We start from the raw sequence: 11,606 nt of genomic DNA on the forward strand, positions 1-11,606 counted from the left end.
AACAACACGAGGTTGTTTTTGTGCTGTTAATCGTTGAAATCATAACGAAGGTTCATGTGCGCTGAGCCTAAGACAACCATCTTTCCTAAAAGCGCTGTTTGTGCTTGAAAAGCAATCGCTGCGAGCTTTTCGTTGGCTTGTGTCAGCTGCTGTGTGCAATCATCATTTTCTGTCAGTACTGACAATTCTTCATCTGTTTGATTTTGAATTGCTCGCAATTTTCCCATCGTTTCAAGGGCAAAAGAATCACGTAAATCTACAAATAAGTTGTAATTTGAATCCCCAAGTACTGCTGTTGTGGCACTCAGCCAGTACATGTTTGTTGGATCGTAGGTTGTTTTTGCATCACGATAACACGCAGGAGTATCAGAAATAGCGGTGTAAAATGGGACAATGTGATTAAATGTATTTGCACCAAAAGCCAGCCACTGTACACCTGCCGCCTGTTTCACCACATGATTTCTGATTTGCAAAATGTGCATGCTGTGATTCCGATTGATCCCAATCGGACGGAATAACTCACCTTGTGCTTTCGTGTTTGTCGTTGAATAAACATCATATTTAGTGTTTTCAAAATGACTCGAAAGAACAAATTTCACATCTTCCACAGAAATTTTACGCGTTGCTTCACAGATAAATGGAAGCTCAGCATTTTGTGGATCATCTGATTTTTCTCCAAGGAAGTTTTGAGCGTACCACGTTCTTGGATTATTATAAACTGAATCTTTAATCGAACTTGAACCAAAAATATGACGCAGATTATAATGCGTTTCATAACCTCCAAAATCATCTGGATTCAAATGGTTTTTTTCAATCAATGCTTTTAAATCGCTCGAACACAAATAATCTTTATTCTCAAAATCAAAAATATCAATGTTCATCCGATTTGGAGCGACAACATAACTATCATCAGGAATCCGTACCGCAGCCCAATGATGACCACCAATCGTCTCCAACCAATAAACATCATTTTGATCTGAAAATGCAATTCCGTTAGGTTCATAAGTGCCATACGTTTCTAAAAGTTCGCCCAATCGCAAAACACCCTCACGCGCACTCCGAATGTAAGGCAAGACCAGTGTGACGATGTCTTCTTCTCCCAAACCATTTTCAACATAAGGATCAAGTCCCAAAACACGTGAATTCGTTGTAATTGTTTCTGTTGCGGACATGGCAACATTTTCTGAGTTGATTCCCGCTGCAGGCCAAATTCCATCTTTTAAATCTGCATTGGGTGTTGCGGTATAGCGCAGTGGATTTTCTGGTAAATCCAGTGACAATCCAGATAACACTGCTGTGTAATGCCGTGGCTGATCTTCTGGATTCACCACAACAAACCGTTGCGGATCAAGTGCTTCGTGTCCATCATCATTTCTTGCAATCATGGTTGATCCATCCAAACTGGCTTTTTTTCCGACTAAAATTGTGGTACACGATCCTTTTCTTCGCTTATCACTATTCATTTTTTCTCCTTTTTCATTTTTCATTTTTTTCTAATTCAGCACGTGCAAATTCAAAAAGTACATTTTTTTCATTTTTTAATTCATTTTGAACGACTTTTTCTTCGATCGTTTTGAGTAATGCGCCTAATTTTGGTCCTGGATGTAGGGCCGAAAATCTCGATAAAAGATCATTTCCTGAAACAACAAGTTCAGATTTATGATGAATCTGTAAGCATGAATCCAATAGTTTCGCACGATTTTTATCCACCGACTGTCCTTGTCCTTCTTTGAGATCATCAATCAGTAAAACACGCGAAAGTCCATAACGATAAAGACTTTCTAAATCCCATTGTTCTTTTTGATACGCTTTAAAAAGTAATGCAACATCTTTAATAAAATCATTGGGAACTTTCCACTGCTTTAAAAACGCTGGGACGTTAATCTTTTGATAACGTGTCAAAAGTGCAGTCCATGCTTGCTTTGAGGACTTAAAATAAAAATCATCCATAAAATCATAGTGCAAGTGATGAAGCGCTTTTTGATCAAGTCCTGGTAAATAGCGCCACGCTCCTGATGTGCTCAGCGCTGACAGCCCTTTTTTATAGCTCTTTTCTTGCAATAGCTTGTCAAATTCAATAAAAATCCGCTCAATCGATATTTTTTTAAGTAGTGGTGCATGTGATTTCATCGCATTAAATGTTTCAGGAGCAATGGAAAAATCAAGACTTGCTGAAAATCGCATGGCGCGCATGATTCGCAATGCATCTTCATTAAATCGCTCATGCGCATCTCCGACAGCGCGAATCCGACGTTCTTTCAGATCCAAAAGGCCATCAAAACAATCAATAATTTCACCATCTGGACCACACGCAAACGCATTGATCGTAAAATCCCTACGTTTTAAATCTTCTTTTAAATCACGTACAAAATCTACCCGATCTGGTCGCCGAAAGTCTGTGTATTGACTCTCTGTCCTGAATGTTGTCACTTCATAATGCTCCGCTTCTGATTTTCCAGCTAATACAAGGACTGTTCCGTGCTCAATTCCGACATCAATTGTGTGCGGAAATAGGGCTTTGATTTCCTCAGGATACGCACTCGTCGCAATATCAACATCATGGATCGTTCTCCCCAAAAGGACATCACGTACTGATCCTCCTACAAAATATGCTTCATAACCAGCATCAATTATTTTTTCTAAAACCGGCAAAGCTTGACGAAACTCTACCGGGATTTTATCTAATTTCATTTCTATATTATACCAAAAAGGAAGAAAAAATGGGCATATGCCCAAATTTCTATTTTATTTAAAGGGATTGAAAAATCTACCGTGATTCAAAAAATAAAGTCCAATCGAAACAATGATTGCAAAAATGGAGCAAAAAATCATGAAGAAATCACGTTTTTGAAGGGGACGCGTTTTATACCAGGTGCGCTTTTTATTTTTCCCAAATCCTCGAAGTTCCATTGCATTTGTGATGACATCAATGCGATCAAGACTTGTGAACACGAGAGGCATAAGAATTGCGGTCATGTTTTTTATTCTACGACTTAATTTTGCTTTCTTACTGGTATCAATTCCTCTGGCTTGTTGGGTTTGCGAGATGTTTCTGAAATCTCTTTGAATGTCTGGAATATAACGTAATGTCAAAGCAACAGCATACGCAATTTTATAAGAAACACCGATGCGATTGAGTGAGGCGGCAAATTCGCTTGGATCTGTCGTCATGATGAAAATTAATGCTAAGGGTAAAACAGCAAAATACTTTAAAATGACATTTAAAATATAAAAAATTTCTTCAAGAGAAAGGCTGTAAGGTCCAAGGATGTGAAATAAAAGATGTTCACTGCCATAAATGACCGTCCCTTGATTGGGCGAAAACAGAAAAATCACGATGGCATTAATTCCCATAAAAATGGCGATAAAAATGAATAAGACTTTGATTTCACTGAATTTTATTTTTGCTAATTGAAACATCACAAGTGACAAAATGACAATACCAATCAAAAATCGTGTGTCATAAGTCATCATCACTGCAATACTCACAAGCAAAACCATTAAGAGTTTACTTACGCCATTGATGGCATGAATTGGCGTTTGTCGCGCCACATATCCAAAACTTTTAGCCATGCTCTACCTCTTTTTCTGCTTTTTCGGAAATGGCGCGCTCACAATCAATAAAGTGACGAATGAAACCAGAAGCATCTTCAATCTCACAGCGTTTTGCAAGTTCATACAAACTGGTCGTTTTTAAATTGGCCGTTTTGAGTAGTGTTGGATGTGAAAAAAGATCTTCTGGTGTCAGATCCGCTAAACATTTTTGATTGCCAAAAACGAGGACGCGTTTCGCATATTCAAGCATGAGATGCATATCATGTGTGATGATAATGATGGTAATACCGCGGTGATTGAGTGACTCCAAAAAAGTCATGATTTCAGTGTAATGCTTATAATCTTGTCCTGCTGTGGGCTCGTCTAAAATCAATATTTCTGGCTCTAATACAAGAATTGAGGCGATGGTTACTCTTTTTTTCTGTCCAAAAGAAAGTGCAGCGATTGGCCAGTTTCTAAATGGATACAACCCACAAATTTTGAGCGTTTGATTCACGCGTTCTTTTACTTGGTCTTCTGAAAGATGACGCGCGCGTAAGCCCATTGCGACTTCGTCAAAAATCATCGCTTTTGAGATCATTTGGTTAGGATTCTGAAGCACATAGCCAATTTTTTGGGCACGCTCAGCGATTGTCAGTACTGACAGATCTTGATTTTCGAGAGTAATCTTTCCAGTCGCACCTTTTTCGAATCCGCAGATTAATTTGGACAAGGTTGATTTTCCCGCTCCATTTTGTCCGACAATCGCAAGAAATTCACCTTTTTGAATGGAAAAATTGAGATCACAAAGGACAGGTTTGTCTGGTTGATAGGAAAAACTCACATGCTCAATGTTTAAAAAATCAGACTTTTTTTCTTGATCAAGCGGTGTATTACGGGTGGAAAACCAGTGCTGCACTGCATTTTTAGTTTCGTCAGTAATGACAAGCGTCTCAAGTTGTTCTGGATGCATACTTGGAGTGATGGGAATTCCTGCATAAGAAAGCGCGGCAAGATAGAGAGGTTGACGAATCCCATGCGTGACTAAAAGTGGACTAGAGAGCAGGTCATCTGCTGACAAATTGGCCGCTACGGTACCATCAGCAATCAAAATGATTCGATCGACATGACGAAAGAGCACATCTTCTAGTCGATGCTCAACAATCACTGTTGTCGTATTTTTCTCGCGTGACAGCTGATCAATCAAAGCAATCGCTTCTTGTCCAGCTGCTGGGTCAAGATTGGCAAGAGGTTCGTCAAATAATAAAATTTCAACTGCATCAATCAACACGCCGGCTAAACTTACCGATTGTTTTTGTCCGCCAGAAAGTGCATGCGGCTCCTGTGCTAAAAAATCCGCCATTTTTACCAAACGACTGCTCTCAAGAACACGTGCTTTCATTTCTGAGGGACTGATCTGATCATTTTCCAAAGAAAATGCGATGTCTTCTGCAACTGTCAATCCGATGAATTGTCCATCTGTGTCTTGTAAAACTGAACCGATGGTTTTGGAGCGCTCAAATAACGCTTGCTCACTCTGAAAAACGTCTTTTCCCTTGATTAATAATTGACCACGCACATGTCCTTTGTAACTGTGCGGAATCAATCCATTGATACAGGAGGTTAAGGTTGATTTCCCTGAACCTGATGGTCCGATAATCAGCACTTTTTCCCCTTCGTAAATCGTGAGATTAATGTGTTTCAAAGTGGGCTCAGCTTGTGCTAAATACTGAAATGAAAAATCTTTAAATTCTATCGCAACTTTGGGCATTTTATTCTTTCTTTAAACTTCCTGGTTTGACAATTGTTTTACTATAAGCCACTAAAAGTAGCGTTCCGATGACACCAGTTGAAATAATATCTCCAATTGATGCAATCAATCCTTGTGTAAAGACTTTATTTGCTGGCTCTGCATAGATCAAAATATCACCAAATGGGGCAATAATTCCCCAACAGATGATGTTTGCAACGATTTGCCACACATTAAATAAAACGATTTTTTTACGATTAAAGGGTTCAGTTGTAATTTTAATGCGATTGACCAAAAGGCCTAAACTTAATCCCAGTAATCCGTCCGCAATGATCCAGCTCCACCAAGGGCCATAAGTTGTGAAATCATTGAGTGCATGCCCAATAAAGGCAATCAAAAAACCTGTAATTGGACCGAAAATAACAGCAAATAAAGCTAAAATACCATATTGCAATGAAATGGTTGTGTTTGCAAATACGGGAATCGCAGCAAAGCGATTTAAAACGAAAAACAGTGCTGCGCCGATTCCTGCAGCGACAAAAGTTTTTATTGTGACTTTAAACATTCAAATTCCTCTTTCTTTTGGGGGATGAAACGAGAGATTCGTTTCAGTAGTAAAAAATGTCTCACACCACTGGTGCATGTTCTCATTTTAAAACTTTGGATTATAAAATACAAGCAGAAATGACGCGATTGTTCTTTTGTTTTAGCTCAGATCGATCCAATAGCGACAGACCATTCCTCCGTCAGCACTGACAGTATTTTCCAGTTTTCCACCACACGCGACAATTGTTCTTTTACTGGCTTCATTGTTCTCGTGAGCTGAAATCATCACCTTTAAAATGCCTTTTTTGCGATACTCTTCCAATGCAAACTGAACCATTTTTCGAGCAAAATGATGTCCGCGATAAGATGGAGCAACGCCATATCCAATATGGCCGCCCCATTCTAAAAGATTTCCTTTTTCTATCTGCCAGCGACAGCTGATATTTCCCACGATATTTCCATCTAAAAAAGCATAATACTTGCTTGCTGTGGACCAATTTTCTTGTGCCACCTCTGTTTCTTGCGCTTTCATTTTGCACACAAAAGCTTCAAAATCATCTTTTGTCAGTGCTGACAATAGTTTTGTCTCATCAATACTAAATTCCCCCTGATCACGCGCCCAGTCATCACGAAACGCACACACTGCCTCCCAATCCGCTGGTGTCAGCGTTCGGATTTCTAATTTATTCATTGTTATTTTCCCTTTTTATTTTCTGTCAGTACTGACAGAAATGTTAGATTATTTTTTGACAAATTATATCATATTCAAAATCGCCTGTCTATTAAAAAAGCAAATGTTCATTTGCTTTTTTCTTATAATTCCAAAAAATGTTCCAAGCCGTATTTTAGCTCGCTTACGCTCATGACTTCACGCACGCCTAGAGCAACACCAGTCATAAAGCTGATGCGATCATAAGAGTCATGTCTTAGCGTCAATCCTTCACCTTTTGAGCCAAAAATAACTTCTTGATGCGCAACCAATCCTGGCAATCTTACAGAATGAATCCGAAGTCCTTCAAAATCTGCACCGCGCGCGCCCACAAGACTTTCTTCTTCATCGGCAGCACCTTGATGATGTGCTTTACGCACCTGCGCCATCAACTCCGCTGTTTTCACCGCTGTCCCACTTGGCGCATCTTTTTTCTGATCATGATGTAACTCAATGATCTCCACATCAGGAAAGTATTTTGCAGCCATTTTAGAAAATTGCATCAACAACACTGCACCCAATGCAAAATTTGGTGCAATCAATCCACCCAAATGCCGCTCTACTGAAAGTGCATGGAGTGTTTGAATCTGGGATTCTGTAAATCCAGTGGTCCCAATGACGGGACGCATCCCATTTTCTAAGGCAAATTTGGTGTGTTCAAACGCAACATTTGGTTGAGTAAAATCAATCCATACATCCGCTTGAATTTTGGAAAGTTCATTTTTGTCAGTACTGACAGAAACGCCAAACGCTTCTTTTTCTTTAGCACTTGGATCTAATAACCCGACCAACTCAAAATCATCCTGTGCTAAAACCATTTGAACAGCTGTCGCACCCATTTTTCCTTGATATCCAGCAACGACTACTTTAATCATCTATTTACTCCTTTATAAAAAACGCTTCTTTTGTGAGATTACAAAAGAAACCGTCATATTTTTAAACTGTCAATCTTTAGTTTCAAATTTTGGAGAAATTGCACAAGCAATCGCCCCAACACCGAGATGTGTCGCAATGACAGGTCCAAATGTCGTCATCTCAACATCATCAAATCCCTGAGCAATCGCAAAATCATACAATTCCTGTGCCCGATCAAGCGCGCCAGCATTTAACACATAAACTTTAAATGCTCCAGTTTTCGTGTTTTCAAGCACTAATCTCTTCATCTCGCTCATTGCTTTTTTAATCGTTCTGACTTTATCATAGACCACAACTTCGCCCCCGTCTGAAAACTGCAGCAAAGGTTTGATATTCATCAATGTCCCGACAAACGCAGAAGCATTTGACAATCGCCCGCCTTTAGCAAGCCATTTTAAATCATCGACCAACATAAACGCATGATCATGATCCCGTTGCCACTCAAAGTGTGTCAAAATTTCCTCAAATGAATCGCCCTTATCTTTCCCATCCAGCGCCGTCTGAACCATGTATCCCAAAGGACTTGACGTAATAAATGTCTCAGGAAAAAGCACAGACATTCCCTCGAATTCATTTTGCAAATAAAATGCATTCGCATAAAATCCAGAAATTCCGGCTGGTAAAAATAGACCAAGCACGTGTGTGTAGGCTTCATCTTTTAATTTTTTTAGCAAAAGGGATAATTCTGCAACAGAAGGTTGTGAAGTCTTTGGCGCATCTTTTGCTGCTTTCATTAAATCAAACCACGCTTCATGCGTCATTTTTGATGGCTCATAATCGACCCCATCAATTGAAATCGGGATCTCTAATACAAATAAATCCTCACGTTTTAAATACGACGCGGCGATATCCGCCGATGTATCCGTGATAATCGCTAATTTCATTTATTTTTAAAACTCCATTTTTGTTTATTCATCCACATCCAATCGCACTTAGAACTCCAATTGAATTCCAGGTTGATCTAATGCGACTTCTGTTGTTTCTTGAACCAATCGTTTCAACAAATCAAATAAAGGTTCAGCCAATTGCGCCATTTCATCTTTATCCAACTCTTCTTGTTCTTTAATTTCACGTCCACGCACATAATTAAGTTGACTCAAAAATCCTGATAATACAATATTTTCAAGTGGAATCATATATGTCAAAATCGCGTGAATACCAGTATCTCCGTCGTTAGCATTTTCCAGCTGCTCAACAGGAATCAATTGAAATTGGACATTCAGTGCTGTTTCTGGTGCTCCATTTTCTTTTTCCCAGTCGTAATTGCGTGCATCATAATGAAATTGATTCACAAACTCATGTTCACGTTCAATAGCTAAAGTCATTTTAGTCACCCCATCATTCAATCGGTTTTTCCGATTTTTCTTAATCATTGAGTGTTTTTGCACTCATTTGCATCTCTTTTGATGCCACACTTCATTCTACCACATCAGTGCTTGCTTTGCTTGAATGACGTAAATCTGCGAGCATTTTTAATGCTTCTGTTGACGCATCGTACGTTTCAAGTAAATCAGGACGTCGTTCAAGTGTTTTTTTCAAACTTTCTTTCAATCGCCATTTTCGGATATTCTCATGATGACCCGACATCAAAACATCTGGTACTTTCATGCCACGAAACATTTCAGGGCGCGTATATTGAGGATATTCCAATAATCCACTTGAAAAAGAATCCTCTTCATAACTTTCTTGCTTTCCCAAAACACCAGGAATCAATCGTGCCACAGCATCAATCATGACAGTCGCTGCAACTTCTCCTCCTGTCAAAACAAAATCCCCTAATGAAACCTCATCGGTCACTAATGTTTTGATGCGTTCATCATAGCCTTCATAATGTCCGCAAATAAACACTAACTGCGTCTCTTTTGAAAACGTTTCCGCCATTTTCTGATCAAATTTTTTTCCAGCAGGATCTAATAAAATCACACGCGCTTGCGAATGAGAAAAAGAATCCATTGCATCAAAAATCGGCTGAGGCATCAAAAGCATGCCTTGACCACCACCATAAGGCATATCATCCACATGACGTTGCTTATTTGTCGCATGCGCTCTAAAATCATGCGTATGAAGATCAATCAATCCCTTTTCTTGTGCTCTTCCAACAATGGATTGATGCAGGGGTGAGAACATGTCTGGAAAAAGTGTTAAAATATCAATTCTCATCTTTTATTTTTCATCCTCATGTGCGTCATCTGGATCATCCAATCCATCCATCACCTCAACATTTACCCGTTTTTTCTCCAAATCAACCCCCAAAATAACCGACGGGATGTACGGAAGAAGCAAATCGCGCTTTCCTTTTCTTTGAACAACCCATACATCATTGGCCCCAGGTTGTAAAATCTCCGAAATCCGTCCAATCAATCGCTCGTTTTCATAAACTTCAAGTCCAATGATTTCGTGATAATAAAACTCCCCTTCTTCAAGTTTTGATTGTTGATTTTCGGCAATTTTGAGCGTCATTCCTTTATATTTTTCAACAGCATTGATGTGATCCAGACCAAAGAATTTCACTAAATACATGTTCTTATACGGTTTTCCAGATTTTACTTTTAATTCAAGAATTTTTTCATCGTTTAAATCAAATAAAGTCAGCACTGAATTTTTTGCAAAGCGTTCTTTTGGGAAATCTGTCGTAACCAGCACCCGAACTTCTCCTTGAAGTCCTTGCGTGTTTACGATCGTCCCAACATTATAGAATTTTGTCATATCCATTATTATATCATAAGATTTCCCATCTTTTCATCGAAAAATAATGGCACTAAGCTTCTTTTATGTAAAAAAACACCTGAATATTCAGGTGCTTTATTATTGATCCACTAAAAGACGCACTTTTTTGCCCTCAACTGGAACAAAATAAACGACGGTCCGAATGGCTTGGATGATCCGACCTTGACGTCCGATAATCCTCCCAATATCAGTCTCTGCGACTTTTAAATGATATTCGGAAAATTCTTCACCATCGACAATCTCAAGTGTGACTTCGTCTGGCTGTGTGACCAGTGGTTTTACAATCGTTAAAACCAAATCTTTAACATCTGTTTGCATGACTTACCTCTACTCTCATCTGATGATTCAGATTCAAAAATGATGTTTTATGGCATAAAAACCGCAAGAAAAGCGGCTTTTATTTTATTTACCAAATTTTTGGTCGTGGAATTTCTTCATGATTCCAGCTTTAGACAAGATGTTACGTACTGTATCTGAAGGTTGAGCTCCGTTATTTAACCACTCCATCACGCGTTCTTCTTTAAGTGTGACTTGGTTTTCAGTGATTAATGGGTTGTATGTTCCAACTGTTTCAATGAACTTACCATCACGTGGTGCACGTGAATCAGCGACGTTAATTCGGTAGAATGGTTTTTTCTTTGAACCCATACGAGTCAAACGAATTTTAACTGACATGTTTAGATTTCCTCTTTAGAATTATTTTTTACATGTTTTAGTATATCATGAATAAAAGGAGGTGTCAAGAAAAAAACTTGACAGAGAAATTTTATTGCGCTAACACTGAGATCCGTGATTTATTGTGTTGCGCTTGTTCTATTTCATCAACCAAAGCAATCGCATAATCAGCGTATGAAATTTGACTTTCATTTTCTTGATTTACTGTGAATTCTTCGCCAGAAAGAAGATATTTTCCAGTTTTTTCTCCATCATAATTAAACGTTGCAGCAGGACTAATAAAGGTCCAATTCACACCACTAAATGTTCTTAAAAGATCAAGTGCTTGAGATTGAGCTTGTGCAAGGGGTTTAAATGCGTCAGGAAAATCAGGTGTTTCAAAAAGTTGAGTCGAATGTTCTTTTGTGACATAAAGACTTCCAGCACCCCCAACAACGATGAGGCGTTGTTTTTTTCCATTTAGTAAAACACTCAGTTTTTCAATCACTTTTGTGTGCAAATGCAATTGTTCTGGGGCATAAGCACCAAATGCATCCACAATCACATCAAATCCATCCAAATCTTTTGCTTCTAAATCAAAAATATCTCGAATGAGTACATTTTCTTTAAATTGAGCTGCTTTGTTTTTGTCACGGATGATTGCTGTCACCTCGTGTCCACGTTTTTGGGACTCATCAAAAATCATTTTTCCTGCTTTTCCGCTGGCTGAAATAATCGCAATTTTCATTTTTAAACCTCTTTTCTATCTAG

The 11,606-nt window shown here is 38.7% G+C and carries 14 protein-coding genes; all 14 read right to left on the minus strand.

The genetic code is table 11. From position 1 onward, the window contains the following. Positions 1 to 26 precede the first annotated feature (26 nt). Positions 27 to 1,463: a C69 family dipeptidase gene (locus GHI93_RS04735; RefSeq protein ID WP_153495918.1), complete on the minus strand. Its 1,437-nt coding sequence runs from the start codon at positions 1,461 to 1,463 to the stop codon at positions 27 to 29. A gap of 13 nt (positions 1,464 to 1,476) precedes the next feature. Beyond that, complete coding sequence (locus tag GHI93_RS04740; RefSeq protein ID WP_153495919.1) at positions 1,477 to 2,691, minus strand: CCA tRNA nucleotidyltransferase; 1,215 nt, start codon at positions 2,689 to 2,691, stop codon at positions 1,477 to 1,479. Between the two features lie 54 nt (positions 2,692 to 2,745). Continuing rightward, a complete protein-coding gene (locus GHI93_RS04745) occupies positions 2,746 to 3,573 on the minus strand; it encodes an energy-coupling factor transporter transmembrane component T family protein (RefSeq protein ID WP_153495920.1) in 828 nt (275 codons plus the stop codon). Further along, positions 3,566 to 5,305: an ABC transporter ATP-binding protein gene (locus GHI93_RS04750; protein WP_153495921.1), complete on the minus strand. Its 1,740-nt coding sequence runs from the start codon at positions 5,303 to 5,305 to the stop codon at positions 3,566 to 3,568. Before GHI93_RS04750 ends, GHI93_RS04745 begins: the two co-directional genes overlap by 8 nt. A gap of 1 nt (position 5,306) precedes the next feature. Further along, complete coding sequence (locus tag GHI93_RS04755; protein WP_153495922.1) at positions 5,307 to 5,849, minus strand: ECF-type riboflavin transporter substrate-binding protein; 543 nt, start codon at positions 5,847 to 5,849, stop codon at positions 5,307 to 5,309. A gap of 141 nt (positions 5,850 to 5,990) precedes the next feature. After that, positions 5,991 to 6,521, minus strand: coding sequence for a GNAT family N-acetyltransferase (locus GHI93_RS04760; RefSeq protein ID WP_153495923.1), 531 nt, complete (start codon positions 6,519 to 6,521; stop codon positions 5,991 to 5,993). Positions 6,522 to 6,643: 122 nt separating this feature from the next. Continuing rightward, positions 6,644 to 7,414, minus strand: a complete 771-nt coding sequence (gene dapB / locus GHI93_RS04765) for a 4-hydroxy-tetrahydrodipicolinate reductase (protein WP_153495924.1) — start codon at positions 7,412 to 7,414, stop codon at positions 6,644 to 6,646. A 69-nt stretch (positions 7,415 to 7,483) separates the two neighbouring features. Continuing rightward, positions 7,484 to 8,338 (minus strand): DegV family protein, encoded by an 855-nt coding sequence (locus GHI93_RS04770; RefSeq protein ID WP_153495925.1) that lies wholly within the window; start codon positions 8,336 to 8,338, stop codon positions 7,484 to 7,486. A 48-nt stretch (positions 8,339 to 8,386) separates the two neighbouring features. Then, the gene (locus tag GHI93_RS04775) at positions 8,387 to 8,779 is read right to left on the minus strand and encodes a DUF1149 family protein (protein WP_153495963.1); all 393 of its coding nucleotides are present in this window, start codon (positions 8,777 to 8,779) and stop codon (positions 8,387 to 8,389) included. 91 nt (positions 8,780 to 8,870) lie between these two features. Beyond that, on the minus strand, positions 8,871 to 9,614 hold the full coding sequence (trmD, locus tag GHI93_RS04780; RefSeq protein ID WP_153495926.1) for a tRNA (guanosine(37)-N1)-methyltransferase TrmD: 744 nt from the start codon (positions 9,612 to 9,614) through the stop codon (positions 8,871 to 8,873). 3 nt (positions 9,615 to 9,617) lie between these two features. After that, positions 9,618 to 10,160 carry a ribosome maturation factor RimM gene (rimM, locus tag GHI93_RS04785; RefSeq protein WP_153495927.1) on the minus strand — a complete coding sequence of 181 codons (543 nt, stop codon included), beginning with the start codon at positions 10,158 to 10,160 and terminating at the stop codon, positions 9,618 to 9,620. 99 nt (positions 10,161 to 10,259) lie between these two features. Next, positions 10,260 to 10,499 (minus strand): KH domain-containing protein, encoded by a 240-nt coding sequence (locus GHI93_RS04790; RefSeq protein ID WP_153495928.1) that lies wholly within the window; start codon positions 10,497 to 10,499, stop codon positions 10,260 to 10,262. A gap of 84 nt (positions 10,500 to 10,583) precedes the next feature. Next, the gene (gene rpsP, locus GHI93_RS04795) at positions 10,584 to 10,856 is read right to left on the minus strand and encodes a 30S ribosomal protein S16 (protein ID WP_153495929.1); all 273 of its coding nucleotides are present in this window, start codon (positions 10,854 to 10,856) and stop codon (positions 10,584 to 10,586) included. 91 nt (positions 10,857 to 10,947) lie between these two features. Next, the gene (locus tag GHI93_RS04800) at positions 10,948 to 11,583 is read right to left on the minus strand and encodes an NAD(P)-dependent oxidoreductase (protein ID WP_153495930.1); all 636 of its coding nucleotides are present in this window, start codon (positions 11,581 to 11,583) and stop codon (positions 10,948 to 10,950) included. Positions 11,584 to 11,606: the final 23 nt, after the last annotated feature.

Source organism: Lactococcus hircilactis (assembly GCF_009601015.1).
GTDB classification, from domain to species: domain Bacteria; phylum Bacillota; class Bacilli; order Lactobacillales; family Streptococcaceae; genus Lactococcus; species Lactococcus hircilactis.

Bases quoted from the DNA above. Each gene is read 5' to 3' on its own strand.
- rimM (WP_153495927.1), bottom strand. From the start codon at position 10,160: ATGACAAAATTCTATAATGTTGGGACGATCGTAAACACGCAAGGACTT.
- GHI93_RS04775 (WP_153495963.1), bottom strand. From the start codon at position 8,779: ATGACTTTAGCTATTGAACGTGAACATGAGTTTGTGAATCAATTTCAT.
- trmD (WP_153495926.1), bottom strand. From the start codon at position 9,614: ATGAGAATTGATATTTTAACACTTTTTCCAGACATGTTCTCACCCCTG.
- GHI93_RS04740 (WP_153495919.1), bottom strand. From the start codon at position 2,691: ATGAAATTAGATAAAATCCCGGTAGAGTTTCGTCAAGCTTTGCCGGTT.
- GHI93_RS04770 (WP_153495925.1), bottom strand. From the start codon at position 8,338: ATGAAATTAGCGATTATCACGGATACATCGGCGGATATCGCCGCGTCG.
- GHI93_RS04735 (WP_153495918.1), bottom strand. From the start codon at position 1,463: ATGAATAGTGATAAGCGAAGAAAAGGATCGTGTACCACAATTTTAGTC.
- GHI93_RS04750 (WP_153495921.1), bottom strand. From the start codon at position 5,305: ATGCCCAAAGTTGCGATAGAATTTAAAGATTTTTCATTTCAGTATTTA.
- GHI93_RS04760 (WP_153495923.1), bottom strand. From the start codon at position 6,521: ATGAATAAATTAGAAATCCGAACGCTGACACCAGCGGATTGGGAGGCA.
- dapB (WP_153495924.1), bottom strand. From the start codon at position 7,414: ATGATTAAAGTAGTCGTTGCTGGATATCAAGGAAAAATGGGTGCGACA.
- GHI93_RS04800 (WP_153495930.1), bottom strand. From the start codon at position 11,583: ATGAAAATTGCGATTATTTCAGCCAGCGGAAAAGCAGGAAAAATGATT.
- rpsP (WP_153495929.1), bottom strand. From the start codon at position 10,856: ATGTCAGTTAAAATTCGTTTGACTCGTATGGGTTCAAAGAAAAAACCA.
- GHI93_RS04745 (WP_153495920.1), bottom strand. From the start codon at position 3,573: ATGGCTAAAAGTTTTGGATATGTGGCGCGACAAACGCCAATTCATGCC.
- GHI93_RS04790 (WP_153495928.1), bottom strand. From the start codon at position 10,499: ATGCAAACAGATGTTAAAGATTTGGTTTTAACGATTGTAAAACCACTG.
- GHI93_RS04755 (WP_153495922.1), bottom strand. From the start codon at position 5,849: ATGTTTAAAGTCACAATAAAAACTTTTGTCGCTGCAGGAATCGGCGCA.